Origin of the sequence: Mesorhizobium sp. M0676 (genome assembly GCF_040320535.1) — a bacterium.
Lineage (GTDB): Bacteria > Pseudomonadota > Alphaproteobacteria > Rhizobiales > Rhizobiaceae > Mesorhizobium.
Genome location: NZ_JAMYPU010000021.1, coordinates 21,606 through 43,480, shown reverse-complemented (window position 1 = coordinate 43,480; position 21,875 = coordinate 21,606). Strand labels below are relative to the sequence as shown.

General features: G+C 56.8%; 19 protein-coding genes. 10 read left to right on the top strand and 9 right to left on the bottom strand.

From position 1 onward, the window contains the following. Positions 1-245 precede the first annotated feature (245 nt). The 4 genes from NKI35_RS21960 to NKI35_RS21945 all read right to left on the bottom strand — a co-directional run bounded on the left by NKI35_RS21960 (position 246) and on the right by NKI35_RS21945 (position 3,144). Entirely contained in the window at positions 246-893 is a 648-nt protein-coding gene (locus NKI35_RS21960) for a VOC family protein (protein WP_352741478.1), read from the bottom strand. Positions 894-1,501: 608 nt separating this feature from the next. Further along, entirely contained in the window at positions 1,502-1,993 is a 492-nt protein-coding gene (locus NKI35_RS21955; protein WP_352741477.1) for a VOC family protein, read from the bottom strand. Between the two features lie 73 nt (positions 1,994-2,066). Then, complete coding sequence (locus NKI35_RS21950; RefSeq protein WP_352741476.1) at positions 2,067-2,579, bottom strand: DUF6130 family protein; 513 nt, start codon at positions 2,577-2,579, stop codon at positions 2,067-2,069. Between the two features lie 388 nt (positions 2,580-2,967). After that, positions 2,968-3,144, bottom strand: a complete 177-nt coding sequence (locus NKI35_RS21945) for a hypothetical protein (RefSeq protein ID WP_352741475.1) — start codon at positions 3,142-3,144, stop codon at positions 2,968-2,970. 317 nt (positions 3,145-3,461) lie between these two features. Here NKI35_RS21945 and NKI35_RS21940 point away from each other — a divergent pair, with 317 nt between their 5' ends. The 4 genes from NKI35_RS21940 to NKI35_RS21925 all read left to right on the top strand — a co-directional run bounded on the left by NKI35_RS21940 (position 3,462) and on the right by NKI35_RS21925 (position 6,271). Next, positions 3,462-4,172 (top strand): SDR family NAD(P)-dependent oxidoreductase, encoded by a 711-nt coding sequence (locus NKI35_RS21940; protein WP_352741474.1) that lies wholly within the window; start codon positions 3,462-3,464, stop codon positions 4,170-4,172. A 38-nt stretch (positions 4,173-4,210) separates the two neighbouring features. Next, positions 4,211-4,447 carry a tautomerase family protein gene (locus NKI35_RS21935; RefSeq protein ID WP_352741473.1) on the top strand — a complete coding sequence of 79 codons (237 nt, stop codon included), beginning with the start codon at positions 4,211-4,213 and terminating at the stop codon, positions 4,445-4,447. A 101-nt stretch (positions 4,448-4,548) separates the two neighbouring features. Next, positions 4,549-5,511: an enoyl-CoA hydratase/isomerase family protein gene (locus NKI35_RS21930; RefSeq protein WP_352741472.1), complete on the top strand. Its 963-nt coding sequence runs from the start codon at positions 4,549-4,551 to the stop codon at positions 5,509-5,511. Positions 5,512-5,551: 40 nt separating this feature from the next. Then, entirely contained in the window at positions 5,552-6,271 is a 720-nt protein-coding gene (locus NKI35_RS21925) for a type 1 glutamine amidotransferase domain-containing protein (RefSeq protein WP_352741471.1), read from the top strand. Between the two features lie 370 nt (positions 6,272-6,641). Here the strand turns inward: NKI35_RS21925 and NKI35_RS21920 are convergent, their stop codons facing one another. The 5 genes from NKI35_RS21920 to NKI35_RS21900 all read right to left on the bottom strand — a co-directional run bounded on the left by NKI35_RS21920 (position 6,642) and on the right by NKI35_RS21900 (position 12,469). Next, positions 6,642-7,025, bottom strand: coding sequence for a VOC family protein (locus tag NKI35_RS21920; RefSeq protein ID WP_352741470.1), 384 nt, complete (start codon positions 7,023-7,025; stop codon positions 6,642-6,644). A 107-nt stretch (positions 7,026-7,132) separates the two neighbouring features. Continuing rightward, the gene (locus NKI35_RS21915; protein ID WP_352741469.1) at positions 7,133-8,296 is read right to left on the bottom strand and encodes an HlyD family secretion protein; all 1,164 of its coding nucleotides are present in this window, start codon (positions 8,294-8,296) and stop codon (positions 7,133-7,135) included. Further along, positions 8,293-9,861: an MFS transporter gene (locus NKI35_RS21910; RefSeq protein ID WP_352741468.1), complete on the bottom strand. Its 1,569-nt coding sequence runs from the start codon at positions 9,859-9,861 to the stop codon at positions 8,293-8,295. The genes NKI35_RS21915 and NKI35_RS21910 overlap by 4 nt, the downstream gene beginning before the upstream one ends. A gap of 256 nt (positions 9,862-10,117) precedes the next feature. Continuing rightward, a complete protein-coding gene (locus tag NKI35_RS21905) occupies positions 10,118-11,422 on the bottom strand; it encodes an epoxide hydrolase family protein (protein WP_352741467.1) in 1,305 nt (434 codons plus the stop codon). Between the two features lie 411 nt (positions 11,423-11,833). Beyond that, complete coding sequence (locus tag NKI35_RS21900) at positions 11,834-12,469, bottom strand: response regulator transcription factor (protein ID WP_352741508.1); 636 nt, start codon at positions 12,467-12,469, stop codon at positions 11,834-11,836. A gap of 1,078 nt (positions 12,470-13,547) precedes the next feature. On the opposite strand from NKI35_RS21900, the gene NKI35_RS21895 reads away from it, so the two are divergent. From NKI35_RS21895 to NKI35_RS21870, 6 genes are all read left to right on the top strand, one after another. Then, on the top strand, positions 13,548-16,340 hold the full coding sequence (locus NKI35_RS21895) for an ATP-binding protein (RefSeq protein ID WP_352741466.1): 2,793 nt from the start codon (positions 13,548-13,550) through the stop codon (positions 16,338-16,340). Between the two features lie 844 nt (positions 16,341-17,184). Then, complete coding sequence (locus tag NKI35_RS21890; RefSeq protein ID WP_352741465.1) at positions 17,185-17,460, top strand: hypothetical protein; 276 nt, start codon at positions 17,185-17,187, stop codon at positions 17,458-17,460. 235 nt (positions 17,461-17,695) lie between these two features. Beyond that, positions 17,696-19,021, top strand: coding sequence for an epoxide hydrolase family protein (locus NKI35_RS21885; RefSeq protein ID WP_352741464.1), 1,326 nt, complete (start codon positions 17,696-17,698; stop codon positions 19,019-19,021). 70 nt (positions 19,022-19,091) lie between these two features. Next, positions 19,092-19,502, top strand: coding sequence for a cupin domain-containing protein (locus NKI35_RS21880; protein ID WP_352741463.1), 411 nt, complete (start codon positions 19,092-19,094; stop codon positions 19,500-19,502). Positions 19,503-19,542: 40 nt separating this feature from the next. After that, complete coding sequence (locus NKI35_RS21875; RefSeq protein WP_352741462.1) at positions 19,543-20,658, top strand: redoxin family protein; 1,116 nt, start codon at positions 19,543-19,545, stop codon at positions 20,656-20,658. 131 nt (positions 20,659-20,789) lie between these two features. Further along, positions 20,790-21,812 carry a nitrilase-related carbon-nitrogen hydrolase gene (locus tag NKI35_RS21870; protein WP_352741461.1) on the top strand — a complete coding sequence of 341 codons (1,023 nt, stop codon included), beginning with the start codon at positions 20,790-20,792 and terminating at the stop codon, positions 21,810-21,812. Positions 21,813-21,875 lie beyond the last annotated feature (63 nt).

Sequence of the window (21,875 nt, the reverse complement as noted above, 5' to 3'; positions counted from 1 at the left end):
ATCGGTGCTGATATTTGCCGGAGAACAGGCGACGCTCCGATTCTTCCAACTCTAGCTCGCACACAGCTAGTCGAGCCGGTCAGCGCTAGTTGTGGATCAGGATCGCCACGTGGTCCAGATTGTCGAACGCCGCAGCGCAGCGTTCGACCGGTCTGCCACAACAGCCCCTCAAGCCGCCGTAGTATCACTGGCGTCTAAGGCAGCTCCCCATCAATCAGGTGTCGGAAGCTGCTGTACAGCGTGGATTAAAGCGGTAGCGGCTTGCCCGATTGCTCTGCCACAATGTATTCGGCATACCAATCCGGCCATTTCTCGTCTCGCTGTCCGCCATTTCGGCTCTCATGATGACCGTGAGCAGCTGAGGCGCGACGCAACGCATTCGCCAGATCGGAGACGGAAGCGAAGCTCGTTGTGTTTGAATCAACCCGGCCTGGGAATCGTGTGGTGACTTCCTGAAGGAGCCATTCGTTTCCATCCGGGTCATTGAAGGTGGCGTAGGTGAAGTAACTCCGCCGTTCAGGGTCCGGGCCAGCTACAGCTGGTTTTCCGGGACCGGCACGATGGAACACTTCACTCACTGCGACACCTCGAGCTACCAATTCGGCACGAGCTGCTGCCATGTCCGACACAACAAGATAGAGTGGATTTGGCGATCTTGACGATGCAGGCGGGGTCCCCGTACCAAATTGGATCGATGCCGGAGAGCCAGGAGGCGTGAATTGTACGCCCCTAAAATCACCGACGACGAAGTCCCCGTCTAGACGCCAGCCCAAGTCACCATAGAAGCGCTTAGCGCGATCCACGTCTGCAACAGAGATGACGACGACCTCGAGCTTCAAGTCGACGGTTCCTGCGGAGTGTACGATCGCGCTTTGGGAAAAAACCTGGTTCATGACGCTCTCCTTCCTCTTTAATGTTATTGCCATCCGATTGGATGCCATTCACACATCGACTTTCGGCCCACGAAAGTCTATTAAACGATAGTGTCATCGATACCATTGTATCGCTAACTACTGAGAAGCCGATTGCTCTCACACAGATGGGCAATGGCGCGGTCGCAGGGTCGATTCAAAAGCGATAAGGGCAGTGTCAGCTCGTCCGGATAACAAGTCGGGCATAGAACGCCTATCTGGTCGCTTCCGCGTGCGCGATCGCCTTCATCCACTCGCGAACCTAGCGGTCGTCCGGCCTGCTCGCAGCGAACTGTCATGCGCAACAGCCGATGCTTCGTTATCGACGAGATTGTTGTCGCTGACGGCCGCAGCAAGGCACCCAGGACCGAAAGGCTTATGCCGTGGTCGGACCTGGGGGGAGGGTTGAAGACGTACACGCCCGCCGTCCGCTCATCCCGAAGGCATTTTTAGGCGAGCGACGGCTTCGCGCTCGGGGGCGGGCCCTACCTTAAAGGCACCCGGTCCTTCCGCCCCATGATCCCTCCCTGCGGCCGCAGAGACGCGCGCGCAACTAAGTACCAATTGCCTCATGCGCTGGTGCATGCGAACTACCTACCTGGTAGCCTTGAGGTTACCTCTTGCAACAGCCAACTGTTACCCTCCGAATCGTCGAAAGTTGCAAAAGTGAGATAACTTGCCCGCCCCGGATGGAGGCCAAGTGAGCGCGCATGAACGCTAAAGGGGTTGTAGCCGCCGGTTTCATCGTGAAATATCTCACTGACTTCGACGCCCTTCTCTAGCAATTCCACTCGGGTCGTCTGGACGTCAGCAACAACCAGGTGAAGGAATTTGGCGGGGCTTATCCCCGAGGCTGCGGTACTGAGAATGATCGAACACGCGGATCCAGGTGGCGTAAACTGCAGAAGCCGGTATCCGTCTTTCGTCAGATCACCGTCTTCTCTCCACCCGATTGTTTTATAGAACTTTGCGGCCCTCGCGATATCTGTCACCGATAAAACTACAACTTCGAGTCGCATTTCCCCCAGGGCGGGCTCCGCCTTCGGGGATGATCTGGCGCTCAAGGCGTCGTTAGTCAACATTATTTCCTCCTTCATCTGAAAATGGCGGTCACCTAAATTCGTAAGGCGCTCAGCTGATTAAGCTAGCCGCTTTCTATTCGCCCTCGCCGCCTACCGATGGGTAGCCGGTCAGAGTTGCCGGGTGAGAGTGACCAGCCGGTCCGGTCTCAGGAATGACGAAGTTGATTGTCTTTTCCTGGCCTGGAAAAACGGTGTGATCGGGGTCGACAAGCTGTATGCGGACTTTGTGCGGCCCGGGTGGAAAATTTGCGATGTCAACGGTATTTGTATCACTTGCATCGGCCCACCACCACGGAAGATCATCAACGATAACGTGAAGATGTCCGACGCGAGGAGATACATCTTTAGCGGCTGCCCCAAACACTGGAACAATGCGCAAGTTCTCCACCCGATACTGCGCCCAGAACACTCCAAGCTTAAGACCCTCTGGAAGCGGTGGATCAACAATAAGTTTCGGAGGAGGCTCGCTGTTAATCGGCACGTATGGCGAACCGCCGCGAAATTGTTTTGCGGTTTGGTGCGCAGTTGCGTTCCCTGACGCGAAAGCTCCGCAACAGACGATTATCAAGGCTCGGTAGATTTTCATGACGCTCTCCGTTAGTAAGCAGATTTTCTCAGCACAAAACATTTTACGAATTTGCTTCAGCATTTTGAATTATACAAAAGTATTCCCGATACTTAGGTGTGAAGCGTTTCGGCGGGAGCATGAAACCTGCAGCAGAGCTCGGGGATTGCAACCTCGGAGTTTGACGACCCGATCATCGGGACATATAGGGGGCCGAAGCAACTCCGCAGATCAGCCGGAAAGCCCGTTTGACATGGTCCCAGCCAATACTGCGTCGACGATTCTGTTTCGGTCGAAACTGCGGCGTCATGGTGTTCTGAAACGACCATTGTCATCAACACTGCTGGCTGGCGCGTTCGATGATGGTGACGTGGCTCCTCCTGTTGTCCGCGTCGATAATTTAGCCCTGTTAGCGTTGTGATCCTTGATGGACCGGGTTGCATTTGAAGCTTTCGTGGGAGCCGTTCTGCATCAGCTCGCCCAATGACATGTAGCCATTTGACATGCCGATCATGCAGGGGGAGCCGCGACGCTTGGCGATGATGTCGTGTCTGCGCACGACACCCTCACCCGAGATCGAGGTCATCTGCTCTTCAACGTATTAACGATCATAAATCATCTTACCGGTTTGAGGTTCCGCGTCGGAACCCGCGCTGGCCATAGCTCACTGCCTCAACTACTGGCCCGGCGCCGTAAACGCAGTACGGGCCCACCCGCAAGCGGTGCTATCAAAGCGGGTCGCGGCCAGTCACCGCTGCCCGCACCAAAATAGATCGCCGTAAAAAGCTTTGGAAGCCAGTAGTTCAAAGGTGTCGACAACACCTTGGTACAATCGACTTCAAGCCGATTGGCCGGATATTGCCTACACTAGTTTGGCTGTCACAAGCGAAAGGTAACTTTCTCATGGTTGATGCACGGAGGGTAGCGATAATTACGGGCGCATCGCGCGGCATTGGCGCCGCACTCACAAGGGCGTACCGGGAGCGAGATTACCGTGTGGTTGCCACAGCCCGTTCAATTGAGTGGCCGAGCGACGACGACGTTCTGGTAGTGGCCGGAGATGTATCCGACCCCAACACAGCTCAGCGTGTTATTTCCGCGGGAATTGATCATTTCGGGCGGATAGATACGCTCATCAACAATGCCGGTGTCTTCATTTCCAAACCATTCCATCTTTACACCAGCGACGACCTCACGGCGTTGCATGGGGTCAACATCGCTGGATTTTTTCACATCACACAGCTCGCGGCACGCGAGATGGAAAAGAGAAGCAGCGGCCACATCGTGCAGGTTACGACAAGTTTGATCGCGCATCCGACTGCGGCTGTGCCAGCCGCACTCGTTGCGCTTACAAAAGGCGGGTTGAATGCCGCGACCAGATCGCTTGCTGTCGAGTATGCTAGCCGCGGGATCCGAGTGAACGCCGTCTCGCCGGGGGTCATCAAGACCACTATGCACCCAGTCCAGACGCACGAAGCGCTTGGCGCCCTTCACCCGATCGGACGGATGGGTGAAATTGCCGACGTTGTCCAGGCAATACTCTACCTGGAATCGGCTGCGTTCGTGACCGGAGAGATCCTTCATGTAGATGGCGGCCAGAGTGCCGGTCACTAGGAAATCGTTCTGTGAATGCATTTCAGCGAGGAAACAAAATGCCTATCGTTACCATTCAAGTGACCCGCGAGGGGACCAAACCAGGAGCAACGTCGGTTACGGCAGAGGAAAAGGCGGCTCTGATCAAGGGAGCGACTTACCTCCTGCGCGATGTTCTTAACAAGTCTCTGGACTCGACCTTCGTCGTTATCGAAGAGGTCGACACTGAAAATTGGGGCTGGGGAGGCTTGCCTACGCTCGACTATCGCCGCACGCGCGGAGCCATTGGAGGCTAAACCATGCACCCGAACCAAATCAACTCTGGTACTGGGATACTTGTTGGTGATCTCACGTCCACAAGCGAAAAATGTCTCCCTCGGCCGGTGGAAATGCGGTCATGAAACCGTTCAATATCACGCAACTAGCAACACTGTTCGCGGCGTGCTCGCTGATCTGCTTTTCTGGCCAGACCCTGGCACAAAACTTGAAGCGATCGGGTGGCGCCCAGGCGCCGGTTCCAACAGCCGAAACAAAAGCGCAACCAAGTATTCTGTTGACCCACCGCAGCTCAACGTACTGGGAGATAACCCTCAACAATCCGCCACTGAACATAATCGGCCCTGCCGAGGTTCTCGAATTAGCTAGTATCATTGACCAAATTGAAGCGGACCCGAGCGTTAGAGTTGTATTGATCGACAGTGCGGTTCCGGGCTATTTCGTGGCGCACTATGACCTGTTGAAGCCGCTCGAAGATTCTACGGGCATGAAGCCGGGACCTACAGGCATGCACCCAGTGCCTGACCTGATGGTCCGTCTTAGCCGGTTGAAGGCGGTGACGATCGTATCAATTCGCGGCCGGGCGAGTGGGATCGGCAGCGAACTTGCACTTGCAGCAGACATGCGTTTTGCAAGCCGCGAGAAGGCAGTGTTGTCACAATTTGAAGTCGGAGCTGGATTCGTCCCAGGTGGGGGGCCGATGGCGCGTTTGCCCCGCCTGGTCGGCCGTGGCCGCGCACTGGAAATTCTGCTTGGCGCGGATGACTTCAACGGAGAACTGGCTGAGCTTTACGGCTACGTAAATCGGGCCCTCCCCGATTCCGAACTCGACAGTTTTGTCGATGCTTTGGCGAGGCGTATCGATTCATTCGATCAGGAAGCCATTGCTGAGACCAAGACCCTGGCCAATCTCGCCAGCTCGCCGCCAGACGCCGAAATGCAACAGGGATGGGATGCCTTTATTACCTCCGTACAAAGGCCTGCTGCACAAAGCCGAATTAAAGCACTCATTGAACGGGGCTTGCAGCAGCCCGGCGACCTCGAAAGAAATCTCGGTAGTTATACTGTGAAATATCAACGGTAACCATTTCCAGCCATCCGTGCCGCGGCACAGGAGAGCGACTATGAAAATATTAATGGTAATAACGTCTCACGATCAGCTCGGGGCGACGGGCGAGGCAACAGGTTTCTGGCTCGAAGAGTTCGCGGCGCCCTACTACGTGTTCCGCGACGCCGGAGCCGAGATCACTTTGGCATCGCCTAGGGGAGGACAGCCGCCGATCGACCCGAAAAGCGACGATCCGGGCAACCAGTCAGAAGCAATGGCGCGCTTCAAAAATGACCCTGAAACTCAGCGCAAATTGGCGAACACCGAAAAGCTCCGTCATTTGACGGCGGACGGTTTTGATGCGGTCTTTTATCCGGGCGGCCATGGTCCCATGTGGGACCTTGTAAATGACGCGGATTCTATTCGCCTGATTGAGGAATTCTATAACTCGGGCAGGCCTGTTGTCGCGGTATGTCATGCACCGGCTGTCCTGCAAAAGGTGACTTATCGAAACGAGCCCATCATCAAGGGCCTGCGTGTCACCGGCTTCACCAACAGCGAGGAGGAAGCCGTCCACCTAACTGATGTCGTACCCTTCCTGGTGGAAGACGAGTTGAAGCGTCTGGGCGGCATTTATGAAAAAGCTGATGATTGGGCAGATTTCACAGTTGTGGACGGTCGTTTGATCACCGGCCAGAACCCCGCGTCATCTAGCTCGGCCGCCAAGGAATTGCTCAAGCTTCTGGAGGTCCAGCATTCTTTGAATGATGGCAAAGCGCATTCAAGCGTGACGTGAGTGCGCCAATAGCCGAAGCGGCGCCGTTGATCGCAGTTGGAGAGACGGCATCATCCGGCCGGATGCTCATGTGGCGAACGCTCGAGCGATCGACGAAAAGAGCCTTGCACTTTCTGCGCTAACGTGAACGCTCTCGGGGGACAAATAGCTGGTCCAGCAGCACTCTGGGTAAACAGATGATGGCGAGCCTAGTGCTCGCCATCAACCAATGAGCTCTCTGCGCACGGGCTGAATGCAAACGCCGCCAATTGAGCTTCTGGGCGAGCGGCTCGCACCCCATTTCCAAGCTGATCGAACGCCGATCTACGCATATTCGCGACGTGAGAACAGGGATCGAGCATATATCTCTCCAGTTGGGGTGATTGCCTGTTTATTCCGCTCGTTCGCAGACGGCGGAAAGCTTGTTTCCGTCTGGGTCACGCACGTAGCACGCATAAAAATCCGCGTGGTGAGGCCGAAGTCCGGGCTTGCCTTCGTCGGTTCCACCTGAGCCTAGCGCGGCAGCATAAAAAGCATCCACGGCAGCCCGGTCCGGCGCATCGAAAGCCACCATGGAGCCGTTGCCTACCGAGGCGGCCCTCTTGTTAAACGGGGCAGTAATCCAAAGGCGGCTGCGGCTATCGCCTACTGCCGCATACCCAATCTCGAATTCCTCGGCGCTACGGCACACATAGCTGAGGGCGCCGAGCGCTGCGTCATAAAACGCACGAGCGCGCTTAAGGTCCCTTGTACCAAGCGTGATGTACAGAAGCATAGGCTGTTAACCGGAATTACGAGCTACGGAACAGAGTACCTCTCTAAATTTAGCTTGAGATGCAAGGCTTTGTCGTTGTCCCTTGGTAACTTCTCCCCTGAAACCGTTCAGGCATGGCTTTGAGGCATCACAATCCCCGCTTGGATCGGTTGGGCTGGCGTTTCCGAAGGCGCGAGCTTCGCGCCGGCGTTGAGCCCTTGGCCTCTGCCATGCTTTGCTGGCCATATGTGGTTGGAGAGGTTGGCAGATCTAAGAGTAACCATAGCTGACATACCCGGTCTCAGAAGATCCATGTCTGGCTGCCCCGCGTCGAAGCTGATCTTGACCGGGATACGTTGGACTATGTGGGTGAAATTACCGGTCGCGTTATCAGGCGGCAAAAGCGCGAACTGTGCTCCACTCGCCGGCGAGAGGCTTTCAACGCGGCCGGTGAAACTCCTGTTGGGAACGCCATCAACTAGGATTTCTACAATATCCCCTATCCTCAATGCGGCAATCTGCGTCTCCTTAAAATTGGCTACGACCCAGACGGTTCGAGGCACGACCGGGATGAGCAGAGTACCCGCTCGGACATACTGGCCGACCCTAGCCTGGCGTTCACCGACCCAGCCGTCGGCCGGTGACCTCACGAGGGTACTTCCCAGTTCAATTTCTGCCAGTGTCAGATCTGCAGTCGCCGCGGCGATGTCGGCTTCGAGCTGAGGGCGTTGGGTTTGGACCACGCTCATCTGCTGCCGAGCTGCGGCCAGGTTTGCTTGGGCTTCGGCAATCTTGGAGCGGGCTCGGAGATCATCCGCCTCGGCCTGGTCCCTTATAGACAGCGAAGTCCAACCACCTTTGTTCAATTCTCGAGTTCTGGCGAAATTGCGCGCAGCCCTATTCGCCTCGGCTTCCGCCCCCTGCAAAGAGGCGATCGCCTGTGCAATAACGGCTGCCTGCAAGTCGATCCTGCTGGTGAGGTTTGCCAATAGAGCGCGACGCGTAGCAAGCCCTGCGGTAGCTTGATCGACCTTGGCGCGATAATCGGCGTCATCGATCCGGAACAGGACCTCCCCAGCTTTCACCGCTTGATTGTCGCGTACGGCGACTGCCGCAATGTACCCGCTGATCTTGGGACTAACGGGCGTGATATCACCACGCACATAAGCGTTGTCGGTCGAGGTTGAACTCAGTGCCATAATCCATCGTCCGGGGGCTATCGACGTGGATGCCAGGGCGAAAACCGCTCCAGTTACGACAAGGCTGGTTAGCCCAGCACTCAACAGCTTCATGGGACTTCTCCTATGGCGGCTCGCACGGACCGCAAAGGTGGCGACCGGCCAATAGCGGTGATTCCCATTGCGCCAATCAGCAACACGACGACTACCACAAGGAAGCCGTCATTGAACGCCAGGACCCATGCCTCGCGCCGTACGATCGAGGCCAAGAGTGCGGCCGCTCTTGCGGCGGCGCTGCTGTCATCGACCAGCCGATTTGAAAAGACTGCAGTGATAGTGGCAAGGCGATCAACATCAAGCCGGTTGTAGAGCGATACGTACTCTGTGATTATGTTGGAGTGAAACTTTTCGCGCTCAGTTACAAAATGGGAGACCAGAGCGACGCCAAGGGTGGTGCCTCCGAGCGTCGCTATGTTGAAAGCAAGCGAGGCTGTTGGAAGGTCAGCAGGCTTCAACGAAGTCGCGCCGACGACCAAGGCTGGGGCTAGGAACATGATCTGGCCTGTCGCGAAGATGATAAGTGTCGCACGCAGCTGCTCGGTCGCAACCAGAGCCGTACCAGGAACGACCAAAGACGTACCGATGACGCAGAGCCCCAAACCAAGCCCCATGACTACTCGCATGTCGAGACGCTGCATGAGCCACCAGACCAGCGGTAGCGCAATAAGTTGCGGTATCGCAGCCCACAGAAACAATACAGCTAGTTCGACCGGTCGATAGCCTTGCACAACCGCAAGGAACTGCGGAACCAAGTAGGCGGTAACTACCAGGCCAGCACGAAACACCAGATTTAGCGCAATCGGGATACCCAATTTGCGCGACGCAATAAGCCGAGGGGAAATGATCGGTGCGGGCGAAAATCGCACAAGGAACAGAAACCCCGCCCAAGCGCCAAGGGAAAGCGCCGTGCTCCAGGCTATGAAATCGTCTTCAAACCAGAAACGCCGCGTGCCTTGACTAAGGACAAGCATTGTCGTGGTGAGCGCCACTGACAGCAACACTACAGCGACCCAGTCGGTCCTGAGGGCCGACCAATCAAGGTCAGTCTGACGCGGTACCCACGCCCAGGCCGCGAGGGCTAGAGTCGCGCCGAAACCGGCTTGAATCAGAAACAGCATTTGCCAGCCCAGGCTGTCTTCGGCGAAGCCCGCGATGACCGGACCCATCGAGCCAGGAAACAAAAGCACGAATGCGAGCATCGTCAGGCCGAAAGGAAGCCGTGGTCCCCCAGTGACAATGAACACGGCAACGAAAGCGGCGGGACCGAACCCGCCCGCCGCGAAGCCCTGGAGTGTGCGAAGCGCGATCATCACTCGGATGTCTGGGGCTGCGGCACAACCTAAGGCGGCTATCATGAAGATACAGGCGCTCATCGTTAGAAAGCGGCCGATACTGAGAAACCTGATGAGTGGGCCGGAGAAAACAATGCCTGCGAAAGTGGCCATCGTGTAGACCGTGAGGATCCAAGATGCCTCGTCAGGCGTGGAAAAGAGGCCTCCCTGTATGTCGGCCACGTTGGCCGATGGAAACTGAGCTGACAGCCCTATGAGCAGCGATCCCGCGAGCCCGGTTGCAAGAAACAGAACCTTGCTTGGCGTCAGGGCATTTGTCGTGATCACTGCGTCAACTCCTCGATCCAGGGACGAGGACAGAATTGCGTTGGCGATTAACGGTGAATGGACGGATCAGATTGCCAGCGCCCGACGCCCGCAATGCTCCGCCGAGCAGCCCGATGACGCCAATGGCAGCCGTCTCGGCAATCACGTCGCGCCGTTTTGGCGTTGATGAATTCTCTGACATGTACATCCTCACTGTCGTCGGTCGCAGGCCGTTTGTGGCGGTCGGAGAGCGGGCCGGCAAAACAGCCCGCTCGCTTCAAATCTCTTGTCGTAGCGGCCGAAACCCTGCCCTAAGCTCGCCAGAAAATAGAAGCGGCTGCTCCCAGGCCGCAAAGTGGCCTCCCCTATCGACCTTGTTGTAGTAGATCAGCTTGGGATAAGCTCGTTCAGTCCAACTCCTTGGGGCTTGGTATTGCTCTCCAGGGAAAACCGTTACGGCCACGGGAATGGAAACGCCCTTAGCGTTGAAAAAGCCGCCCCTGTATTCCCAATAGAGGCGCGACGCAGAGACGCCCGTGTTCGTGAACCAATAAAGCGAGATGTTGTCGAGGATTTCATCCCGCGTCAGTTCGCCATTGACGCTCGTTGTGCGGTCCAGAGCGGAAGCGATTGCTGCAGCCGGCTGGCCACCAGCATCATTGTGGTCAAGGAGCCATGCCGCGAGGCCCACCGGCGAATCCGCGATGCTATACAGAGTTTGCGGGCGCGACGCCATCATCCGCGCATAGGCAACCTGCTTGAAAGTCGCGACAAGCTGATCGTACGCGCGGCCTTCGTCAGTCGCTAGAATAGACGGCGGCGGGCCTCCGGCCTGAGCCGCCTTGTCAATCTCCTCTGGAACAGTGGCAGGCATGTTGGTGTGGATCCCAAGCAATCCGGTAGGCGCCTGCAAACCCATTTGGTCGACAACAAAAGCGCCCCAGTCGCCGCCTTGGGCGACATAGCGGGAGTATCCGAGGCGCTTCATCAATTCCGCCCAGGCCCGGCCCATACGCTCAGGACCCCAGCCGGTCGTGGTCGGCTTGCCTGAAAAACCGTATCCCGGCATGGAGGGGATCACCACATCAAAAGCGTCGGATGCGCTCGCGCCATATGCCGTTGGATTTGTCAGCGGATCAATGATCTTCAGTTGCTCGATGATCGACCCCGGCCACCCGTGGGTGACGATCAGCGGCAAGGCGTTTCTATGCTTCGAACGGACGTGAATGAAGTGGATGTCCAACCCGTCAATCTCGGTGATGAATTGCGGGTAGCCGTTGAGCTTGGCCTCACCTTTGCGCCAGTCGTAATCTGTCCCCCAATAGCGCGCGAGCTTCTGAATAGTGACGAGCTGAACACCCTGCGAAGAATCAGGAACCGTCTCACGATCGGGCCACCGCGTCGCCGCTATCCGTTGACGAAGCTGAGTGATCTCCCTTTGCGGGATGTCGACACTGAATGGACGGATGGAATCGTTGGCACCCGCCGCACGAAGCGCTCCCGGCAACAGGCTGAGCGCTCCCATAGCGGCAGTTGCTACAAGCACTTCGCGTCGTGTGGCGACGATCGGTTTTGATGACATAACAGGCTCCTCTGTCTACTTGGCCCAGTGTTGGTACTAGTTAAAGATCCACTTCCAACGAGCGAAAATCTATTGCACGTTAGTATCGGCGATGCGTGTGCGGTGAGAAAAGCGAGTGACATCGTCGGTGCTCATAAGTATAAGGGGACAGAATTGGCACGAAATCGCGGGCTGTACGAAGCGCCTGCACAGCCGACCGATAACGGGACTGAGGGACACGACTACGGCATGGCAATGATCAGTGATATCAAGTCGGCACCGTAGACTGCCCGTCACAAGAAGCCACTTCTGGTGGACTGAATTGGCATGGTGCCTGCACCATCTTGGTTGCGGCTCTCTAACTGGCTTAATCAGAACGCAATTTCAACAGTGAGACTCGATTCAACAACATCTTCGCTTCAAGACGTGTCCTCACGCAGCCCGATCCATGTAAAATTGTCGGCGACTGGGCGGCCGCAATTTGGCCCACATATTTACCAGTTCAGGAAGAGACCTAGCCATCATTTTCCGCATTACTTTTCCTCGATGGGCCTTCACTGTGATTTCACTGATCCCAAGCTCGAAGCCGATTTGTTTGTTCAACAGACCAGATACCACCAACTCCAGGACATCTCGCTCTCGACAACTAAGGCTTTTGTGGCGCTCTTCCAATTCACGTAGCTCTAAGTTGAGCGTGGAGATGATCCCGCTACGCTCGAGCGCCTGTTCAATCGCAGGCAATAGGACGTCTTCTGAAAACGGCTTAATGAGGAATTCAACCGCGCCAGCTTTAATGGCCCTGACTGTCGTCGACACGTCGCTGTGCTCCGCCATAAACACTATCGTGGTTTCCGCCCGATCTTTGGAGACAAGCTTCTGTAACTCGAGCCCATTCAGATCCGGAAGATGCATGTCAAGTATAAGGCAGCTGGGCCCGCGGGGGCGCTCACAGCTTAGAAAGTCTCGGGCAGACCCGTAGGACTGCGGCAGCCACCCCGCAGAATGAATCACCGACTCCAATGATGCACGCGTACGGCAATCATTGTCTACGACGAACACAACCGGCATATCGCAAAAAGTGGCCGGATTCGTTCTGAGTTCTTGTCGTCTCGAGCAGTGAACATGCATGACGTGATCTCCTTGCAAATTTGCTATCCCTGAAGCCGGCGGGGCGCGATATCCCGTCTGGGTAGATCGTCCTTCAAACACGGCGCCAGCTTAGAATCTCCTGGCGGCATCAACTGCTGCTCGAGTCCCAACCTCGGCCTCCGAAGCATGGTACTGAAAGCTTCTTTCGAATTGGCCCAGATGAAGGCCTCTTGCGCGCAGGCATAGCCCAGCAGGGTGGTAACTGCGGCGCGCGCCGCTCCTTTCACGCCACAGCTCAACCTCGATGGCGCAGTGGTTCAGTTCGACCATCCGAGACATCAGCCGACAAAACCAGCATTCGGGCCAGCGCTCGCCTATTCGTGCACATATCGTCTGGCCTCGCGGACCGCCTGACAGGCGGTTCAAAGCTCGCGATAAATTAGCAAAGATGGTCATTAACAACTCCTAATCATCAGACACCAAGGGCAGCATGGTCGCTCTATTCCCACGCCAAGCCCGATTGCGAAGCCGAGGATTGCTTTTCGGCTTGGTAATTAGCTATAGGTTTCTAAAACAGCGAAGGTCTGATTTCTATACTTTTTGCCAAGTATATCTGTCTCTCCGCAATAGACCGGCATATAGAATATGCCGTTTAACCACTCAGCTCTTTGTTCATTCTTACATGCGTTAGCACGGATGGTATTTTATCTTGTCCGCTATTGTACAAACTTTATCAAAAACGTTCTACTAAGGCATTCAAGCAAATTTCAGAGCAATGCGCTCGTTAGAAAATGCTGACAGCCGTTAATCTTCATGAGAAGATGCGAGCTCCTAGCGGTTCGGCCCGAGGGGGGAGCCCACGGCAATGCGCGACTAGGTTCCTCTGCCGTGAAAAATCTTCAGCGGTTGAGGCGTCTAGTGCGTGGACTGCGATTGCATTTCGATGGCCAGGGCCGGCTCGTAGGGAGATCTGACGATGATAATGGCGCCTGTGGTTCCACCTCGGCAGGTGATATCATTCGGGCCGTTCAGCTTGGTTTTAGGCGAACGCCGTCTGATGAAAAATGGCAAGCCGGTTGAACTTGGTGCCCGCACGTTCGACACGCTGGCTGCCTTAGTGTCGCACCCAAACGAGGTGGTGAGCAAGCGGGACCTGATGAGGCAGATCTGGCCTGATGTCACCGTTGACGAAGGTAGCTTGCGGTTTCACATCGCGGCTGTTCGCAAGGCCCTGGGTGATGGGACGGGCGACGCGCGCTATATCGCCACCGTCGCTGGCCGGGGGTACAGTTTCATCGCTGCGAGCTCAGTCTCGACCGACACGATTGGCAACAGCGAAAAGATCGCCCTGCCCTTCGATGTCGCTACCTTTCTGCCGGCACGGCTACTGACGATGGTTGGACGGGAAGATGGCCTGCTCACACTTTCAAACGAAATCACCGCCTCCCGCTTCGTGACTATCGTAGGCCCAGGGGGAGTGGGAAAAACAACGGTGGCCGTTGCCGTTGCACACCATCTGCTGGAGGCATTTTCAGGCGCAGTGCTTTTCGTTGACCTCGGAATGCTCAGGGATCCGGACATGGTCCCCAGTTTTCTAGCCTCTATGCTGGGACTTGCAGTCCAGACAAACGACCCCACGCTTGGAGTGACCGCCTATCTTCGGGACAAACGGGTCCTTTTGGTCCTCGACAACTGCGAGCATGTGATTGAAGCAACGGCGAACCTGGCAGCGAGGATCTTCCTTGCTGCCCCGCAAGTTCACATCCTGGCAACCAGCCGTGAACCTCTCAGGGTTGACGGCGAGCAAGTTCACAGATTGTCATCGCTTTCGTTTCCACCAGCGGAACACCAACCGACAGCTGCGGAGGCGTTGACGTTTCCCGCCATTCAACTGTTCGTAGATCGGGTAGCTGCTGGTGGTGCGCAGCTCAACCTCAGTGATGCTGATGCTGTCATTGTAGCCAACATCTGCCGCAGGCTCGATGGCATGTCACTTGCTATTGAGCTGGCAGCCGGACGGGTGGCCGGCTACGGCCTGCAGCAGACTGCACAGTTGCTCGATGAACACCTCACATTGCTATGGCCTGGCAAACGCACAGCACCGCCACGGCAAAAAACGCTGCGAGCGACGTTGGACTGGAGTTTTGAACTTCTTTCCGAACCGGAGCGGATCGTGCTTTGCCGACTTGCCGTTTTCGTAGGGCATTTCAGCCTGGAAGCAGCACGGGCTATCGTGACCAGCGACAAGGTGGATGAAGCTTCAGTCTTGCTTGCAATTGATAGCCTCGTATCGAAGTCAATGGTCGCTATCGCGCGTGTAGGCCCAACGGTACGTTACCGGCTCTTGGACGTCACCCGCACCTACGCGCTTGAGATCAAAATTTCGGACTTTGACCTTCGCGATCTGGCTGCTCGGCACGCTGCTTATTATCAGAAATTGTTGGAGCAAACGGGGACTGAGTGGCAAACCCGTATGGGAACGCCCGAAGGCGCATCCCACGTTTCGGACATAAACAATGCCAGGATGGCCCTGGAGTGGTGTTTCGGTGTGGACGGGGACCCGGCTATCGGCTGCCAGCTTGCCATTGCTGCCGCGCCAATCTTTCTGGGTATGTCCCTTTTAGCCGAATGCCATCGCTGGTGTGCACGAGCGCTTTTCGCGCTTACTTCTTCAAGACGTTTGGGGGGCAAAGACGAAATGTATCTCCAGGCGGCTATGGGAACGTCGCTAATGTATACGACTGGGAACAACGATGCTGCCGAGCAAGCTTTGCGTAGGAGTCTTTCAATAGCCGAGGGAATTGGCGATGAATTGAACCAGCTACGACTTCTTGGCATGTTGTACTCATTCCGCTTGCGCGTGGGCGACTTTAGAACAAATCTGCAGTATGCCGAACGCGTTTTCCTCCTATGTCCAAACATACAAGATCCGGCCGCGACCGCCTTAGCCTATTCCTTGTCCGGGACCTCCCATCATTTCAATGGCAACCTTCGGGAAGCCAATACGGCGCTCGAGATGGCTATAAAAAACAGTGAAATTGCGCTGCCGAGGACTCCAGAATATCCCGGCTTTGACCTGCGCAGCTGGGACGATTGGGTATCGCTCACGCTTGCACGGACACTTTGGATCCAAGGCCAATCGACCCGAGCCGTAGAGATGGCGATTAAGACTGTTAGGGACACAGCGCGTATGGGCCATCCGGTCAGAATATCCGTTTCCTTGACGTGGGCCATTTCGGTTCTCCTTTGGAACGGCGATCTAGACCTAGCTGATGAGTATACTGACTGGCTCACCTCGCAAGCAGAGGCGCATTCTCTCACACCATACCTTGCGGTTGGCCGCGGCTACAAAGGCGAATTAGCCCTGCGTCGCGGCGACGCAAAGGGCGGCGTCGAAAACATAAGGAAGTGCCTGGAGGAGTTTCAAACAACCCATTATAGCATCCTAACCACACCCTTTCGGATCACTCTCATTCAAGGGCTTTTAGCAATGGCTGAGCCATCGCAGAGTTTGAAAGTGGTCGACGATACAATCGAGCGGGTGCAGGCAAACGGAGACCTATTGTACATGCCTGAGCTGCTAAGGTTGAAGGGCACAATTCTCCTCACCCTGCCGGAACAGCAGAACCAGGCGGAGAGCTTCTTTAACGATTCGCTCAACTTTTCCAGAACTCAAGGCGCGCTCGCATGGGAGTTGCGCACTGCCATTGATTTGGCCAATCTGTGGGCCACACAAGGCAACCGCCGGAAAGCCGCAACGCTTATTCAGTCTGTTTATGACAAATTTCCCCACGGTTGCTTCACAGCCGATCTGAAGGTAGCCGAAAGCTTGCTGAAGATTTCGGGTTGATTCAGTCATCTTTGCCCCAATGTTAAGGTTGAGAGCAGCTTCGAATCCTCGGGCACCAGCGGATCACGACGACTGTCTCGGTCCCGTTGGCGAGTTCGACAGCTTTATTCCGCCTGGCTTCCGCCTCTGAATTCGGGTCCCTCCGATGGCTTCAACGCTTTCCACGTTTGCCCCGAAGGCCTCGTCAATCTCGGCGGCGTGAACTAGCGTGACATCGAGGCAGCACGCACCGAGCTCGCCGGGCGCGGGGTCGAGATCACCAAAGTATTCCCAGGCTCGATAAATGGCCCGGCTCCGAACCGGGCAAGCTATGGTTCACCCGCTTCATTCAGCAATCCGGATGGCAACCGGTAGCTGCTCCAAGAGGTTATCCTCACGCCAGGGCGCGTCGATACAGACGTCACAACGTTCACGTCGCCAGACTAGCTTGCGGCCGCGTGACGCCGTTGCGCATGGCGAGCATGAGAAGCGAAACGGCGGTCAGCGCGATGAGAACTGGCCCGCTGACTGGGAGTCGCCGTACAACGCTCGACGCGCGACATGAGTGTGATCGCTGCCTGCATGCAGGCAGCCGAAATCGCAACCGCCAAACCCAGAGACGCGCCAAGTTTCAGCTCCCAACCCAAGTTAGTCGATAGCATCGCGAATACAATGCTTGGGCATCCTCCGACCTAGCGCGTAGATCATTTTACGACTCCCTGCGATACAAAGGTATCGCCGACACCAACGTACCATATCATCCAAAAGATTACTGAGGCCATCTGCATATCTCATCTGACACTCGTCAGATGCTTTGGGCGCCACGTCATTGCGTCGAGGCGAAAACCAGGAGAGGAATTACACAATGAACATCAAAGCAATTGGTATCGGTGCACTTGCGATTTTCGCCGTCGGCGGCACAGCCCTCGCCGGCGCACTCGATGTCGTCGACAACTTGGCGCCCTTCTATACCGATGCGTCGATGAAGACCATGAAGCCGATGCCGGAATTCAAGGCCGCCTTTATGGCCATGCCGCAGAACAAGCGGGACATGATGAAGAAGGAGTGCAACGACGCGGCGATGAGCAAGCCCTACGCCGAGTTCTGCGCCAACGTGAATGCCCTCGGCGGAATGAAATAGTCTCCGCTCCTTGGCCGGAGACGCCCCAAAAATGGTGGCGGGCAAGCCCGCCATCACTCGATCTCTAATTTTCCGCTGGCCATCGCAAAGGCCAGCTTCAACGATGCCGGTCGGCGGCCTCGGCGGCTCCCTCCCCCGCCGCGCATGATGGTCTTGACCGGCATCGGCCTTCTTTCGCTCACAGCACTTTCTCGACGGCCTTGCCAGGAAACAAAACGACACAGAGGAGTGGACAATGGACAAGATCCAAGATTCAGAAGGTATTAATCAGGATCGGCGCCGACTTCTAGCCGCAGTCACGACGGGCGTCGTGGTTGCTGGCGCGGCAATGCTGCTCCCGTCACCGCTGGGTGCGGCAACCTCCAATGACGCCATCCATCCCTTCCACATTCACGTTCCGGAAAAGGAACTCGTCGACCTTCGCCGGCGACTTGCTGCCACGCGGTGGCCCGACAAGGAGACCGTGACGGATCAGTCGCAAGGTGCTCAGTTGGCCAAGCTGCGGGGACTGGTTCAGTACTGGGGCACCGACTACGACTGGCGCAAGGTCGAGGCGAAGCTGAATGCATTGCCGCAGTTCATCACCAATATCGATGGGACCGATATTCACTTCATTCACGTGCGTTCCCCTCACAAGAATGCGCTTCCCCTCATCATCTCGCACGGTTGGCCCGGATCCATAATCGAGCAACTCAAGATCATCGGCTCGCTTACGAATCCGACCGAGCATGGAGGCCGCGCCGAGGAAGCCTTCGACGTTGTCATCCCCTCATTGCCGGGCTTTGGCTTCTCGGGCAGACCGACCGGCACCGGGTGGGACCCCGACCATATTGCGCGAGCATGGACCGCGCTTATGAACCGCCTCGGTTACACAAACTACGTCGCCCAGGGCGGCGATTGGGGGAGCGCAATCTGCAACTCGATGGCGCGTCAGGCGGCCTCCGGATTGCGCGGCATTCACATCAATCTTCCGGCAACGGTACCGCCGGAAGCAGCCGCGGCCCTCGGCGGTGCGCCGTTGCCGGCGGGCGTTTCCGAAAAGGAACGCTCGGTCATCGAAGCGCTCATGATGTCCGGCAAGAACGGCAACCTGGCATATTTCACCATGATGTCGGCGCGGCCGCAGACAGTGGGCTATGGCATGACGGATTCTCCAGTCGGCCTCGCGGCGTGGATTCTCGTTCATCCTGGCTTCTCGCACTGGTCGTACGGTGCCGATCTCGAAAACTCGCCGACGAAAGACGACGTGCTGGACAACATCACGCTCTACTGGCTCACGAACACCGGGGCCTCGTCGGCGCGGCTGTATTGGGAGAACCCCGCTCATGGAAGCATAATTTTCGCGGCCGCGCAGAAGACGTCCGAGATATCGCTTCCGGTCGCCATCACTGTGTTTCCCGAGGACGTCTATAAGCCGCCCGAGACATGGGCGCGCCGTGCCTACCCCAATCTGACCTACTTCCACGAAGTCGACAGGGGCGGACATTTTGCAGCGTGGGAGCAGCCAGAGCTATTCAGTGTCGAGCTCCGCGCGGCATTTCGGGACTTCCGCCAGGCCTGACTATCTCCACCGTATCTCATCCCGCCGAACATTCGGCCGGATCAGCCACACAGACTTGTAGGAGGCCGACATGAAGGCAAGGCAGATTGGGGCGATCATACTGATTGCTGGAAGCGGTGTCGTGTTCAACGCAACTTGGGCGCAACAGACGAAACAAATGCCAGGAATAAAGCGTACGGACCTGCAGAGGCATGATCTCAGCATTCCGGGTCAGGAGGCCATCCAGACACGTGTGGACTTCGCGCCCGGTGCGGCGTTCCCCGGGCACAGGCATCCCGGTGAAGAGATAGTCTATGTCCTCGCAGGGTCGATAGAATACGAGGTCGAGGGCCAGCGGCCGCAAATCATCAATACCGGCGGCGTGCCATTTATTCCCGCCATGGTGCCCCATGCCGCGAAGAATGTCGGCACCGTCAACGCGGCTGGGGTCGGAACCTATGTCGTCGAGAAAGGCAAGCCGCTCGTCGAATTGGTGAAGTGAGATTCGGAGGTCACAGTCAGACCACGGAAGGAGTTTCCGCATGAAGACGAACCAGTTGTTGGCCTCGTTCGTGTTCATCACCGCGATCGGCCTGCCGAACAGCAGCTTTGGAGCAGAGGCCAAGGAGCTATCGATGACATACAAAGGATCGCAAGGTTCATCTGTCCATGCCTCGATTCTCGGCTGGATTGCCGACCAATCGGAGTTGTCCTCTATTGAGCGAGCCAATGAGTGGCTCAATTCGGCGCCACTGACGCCGGAAGCGCTTCGCGGGAAAGTCGTCCTTGTCAGTTTCTGGACCTACACCTGCATCAACTGGATGCGCGTGCAGCCCTACCTTCGCGCCTGGGCGGAAAAGTACAAGGGCCAAGGCCTGGTTGTGATAGGCGTCCACTCGCCGGAATTCCGATTTGAGAAGAACATCGATAACGTCCGCCGCGAGGTGAAAGCGCTTGGCGTCGACTATCCTGTCGCCGTTGACAGCGAGGGAGCAATCTGGAGCGGGTTCAACAACAATTATTGGCCTGCGTTTTATTTCATCGATGCGCAGGGAAGGGTCCGCGATCAACATTTCGGTGAGGGTTCTTACGAACAGTCCGAGACGATCATTCAGCGGTTGCTGGCAGAGGCCGGAGCCGAGCGAGTGAGCAGTGACCTGGTGTCGGTCGATGCGCAGGGCCTCGAAGCCGCTGCCGACAGAGCCAATCTGAAATCTCCGGAGAACTACGTCGGCTACAAACGTACCCAGGGCTTTGCATCCCTGGGCGGCGCAATTCGCAACGAGCCGCATCTCTATGAAGCGCCGGCACAGTTGCTCCTGAACGAATGGGCGCTGTCGGGCGACTGGATAATCGGAAGCGACGGCGTCTCGGTGAAAAAGGCCAATGGCCGCATCACATATCGATTCCACGCCCGCGATCTTCATCTTGTCATGGGGCCGGCAATGCCGGGAACATCCGTGAAATTCCGTGTCCTGATCGATGGTCTGCCACCGGGTGGCGCTCACGGATTGGACGTTGACGAAAAGGGCAACGGCACGGTGAGCGAACAACGCCTGTTCCAGCTGATCCGGCAACAGGGGCCAATCGTAGATCGCCAATTCCAGATCGAATTTCTGGCCCCTGGCGTCGAGGTTTTCTGCTTCACGTTTGGCTGATTCACAGACCGACCTGCGCGCCGGTCGCGACGCGTGACCGAGCCAAGCAGAACGAGACCTGCTCGAGTCCTGCTGCGCGGCAGCTTCGAACCTGTCTTCAACCCCTCAGTGTTACCAGGAAAGGGAATACAGTGAGCACCATCGTCAAAGCCGCCGCCGTGCAGGTCAGCCCAGTGCTGTATAGCCGGGATGGCACCATCGAAAAGGTCGTCAGGAAGATCCGCGAGTTAGGCGAACAGGGCGTCCAGTTCGCCACCTTCCCCGAGACGATCATCCCCTACTACCCGTATTTTTCGTTCATCCAGGCGCCTGTGCAGAACATCATGGGATCCGAGCGGCAGAAATTGCTCGATCAATCCGTGACGGTGCCGTCTCCGGCTGTCGATGCCATAGGCGAAGCTGCCCGAGCGGCAGGAATTGTCGTCTCGATCGGCGTTAACGAGCGCGACGGCGGAACCGTTTACAACACGCAGCTTCTGTTCGATGCCGACGGCAAATTGATCCAGCGACGCCGCAAGATTTCGCCCACCTATCATGAGCGAATGATCTGGGGCCAGGGCGATGGTTCCGGATTGCGCGCCGTCGACAGCGCCGTCGGCCGCATCGGACAGCTTGCCTGCTGGGAGCACTACAACCCCCTGGCGCGGTACGCGATGATGGCTGACGGCGAGCAGATTCACTCAGCGATGTATCCAGGCTCCATTTTCGGAGAGCTGTTTTCCGAGCAGACGCAAATCAACATCCGTCAGCATGCGTTGGAGTCAGCCTGCTTCGTCGTCTGCGCTACCGCCTGGCTCGATGCTGATCAGCAAGCGCAGATCGTCAATGACACCGGGGGCAGCATCGGTGCGATCTCTGGCGGCTGTTTCACTGCGATCGTGGCACCTGACGGGAGTCTGTTCGCAGAACCACTCCGATCAGGCGAAGGAGTGGTTATTGCAGATCTCGACTTCATGCTGATCGACAAGCGAAAGCGGCTGATGGATTCACGCGGCCATTACAGCAGGCCGGAGCTGCTAAGCCTGCTGATCGATCGTACGACCACCGCCCACGTTCATCAGCGCGCTTCCCATCAGGAGTCGGACGCGGAGCAAATGTTTAAGTCTTTAGAGCACGACGATCAACGACGTCTGCTGAAGCCGGCTGCCGAGTGATCGCCCAAATGTCACGGACGGGCGCGCGCACGGTAGCAATGGAAATTCCCTTCCGGAGAACAA

What these genes read in the sequence shown, in the direction of transcription:
- NKI35_RS21960 (WP_352741478.1), bottom strand. Translation starts at nt 893, where the DNA reads ATGAACCAGGTTTTTTCCCAAAGCGCGATCGTACACTCCGCAGGAACC.
- NKI35_RS21955 (WP_352741477.1), bottom strand. Translation starts at nt 1,993, where the DNA reads ATGTTGACTAACGACGCCTTGAGCGCCAGATCATCCCCGAAGGCGGAG.
- NKI35_RS21950 (WP_352741476.1), bottom strand. Translation starts at nt 2,579, where the DNA reads ATGAAAATCTACCGAGCCTTGATAATCGTCTGTTGCGGAGCTTTCGCG.
- NKI35_RS21945 (WP_352741475.1), bottom strand. Translation starts at nt 3,144, where the DNA reads ATGACCTCGATCTCGGGTGAGGGTGTCGTGCGCAGACACGACATCATC.
- NKI35_RS21940 (WP_352741474.1), top strand. Translation starts at nt 3,462, where the DNA reads ATGGTTGATGCACGGAGGGTAGCGATAATTACGGGCGCATCGCGCGGC.
- NKI35_RS21935 (WP_352741473.1), top strand. Translation starts at nt 4,211, where the DNA reads ATGCCTATCGTTACCATTCAAGTGACCCGCGAGGGGACCAAACCAGGA.
- NKI35_RS21930 (WP_352741472.1), top strand. Translation starts at nt 4,549, where the DNA reads ATGAAACCGTTCAATATCACGCAACTAGCAACACTGTTCGCGGCGTGC.
- NKI35_RS21925 (WP_352741471.1), top strand. Translation starts at nt 5,552, where the DNA reads ATGAAAATATTAATGGTAATAACGTCTCACGATCAGCTCGGGGCGACG.
- NKI35_RS21920 (WP_352741470.1), bottom strand. Translation starts at nt 7,025, where the DNA reads ATGCTTCTGTACATCACGCTTGGTACAAGGGACCTTAAGCGCGCTCGT.
- NKI35_RS21915 (WP_352741469.1), bottom strand. Translation starts at nt 8,296, where the DNA reads ATGAAGCTGTTGAGTGCTGGGCTAACCAGCCTTGTCGTAACTGGAGCG.
- NKI35_RS21905 (WP_352741467.1), bottom strand. Translation starts at nt 11,422, where the DNA reads ATGTCATCAAAACCGATCGTCGCCACACGACGCGAAGTGCTTGTAGCA.
- NKI35_RS21900 (WP_352741508.1), bottom strand. Translation starts at nt 12,469, where the DNA reads ATGCCGGTTGTGTTCGTCGTAGACAATGATTGCCGTACGCGTGCATCA.
- NKI35_RS21895 (WP_352741466.1), top strand. Translation starts at nt 13,548, where the DNA reads ATGAAAAATGGCAAGCCGGTTGAACTTGGTGCCCGCACGTTCGACACG.
- NKI35_RS21890 (WP_352741465.1), top strand. Translation starts at nt 17,185, where the DNA reads ATGAACATCAAAGCAATTGGTATCGGTGCACTTGCGATTTTCGCCGTC.
- NKI35_RS21885 (WP_352741464.1), top strand. Translation starts at nt 17,696, where the DNA reads ATGGACAAGATCCAAGATTCAGAAGGTATTAATCAGGATCGGCGCCGA.
- NKI35_RS21880 (WP_352741463.1), top strand. Translation starts at nt 19,092, where the DNA reads ATGAAGGCAAGGCAGATTGGGGCGATCATACTGATTGCTGGAAGCGGT.
- NKI35_RS21875 (WP_352741462.1), top strand. Translation starts at nt 19,543, where the DNA reads ATGAAGACGAACCAGTTGTTGGCCTCGTTCGTGTTCATCACCGCGATC.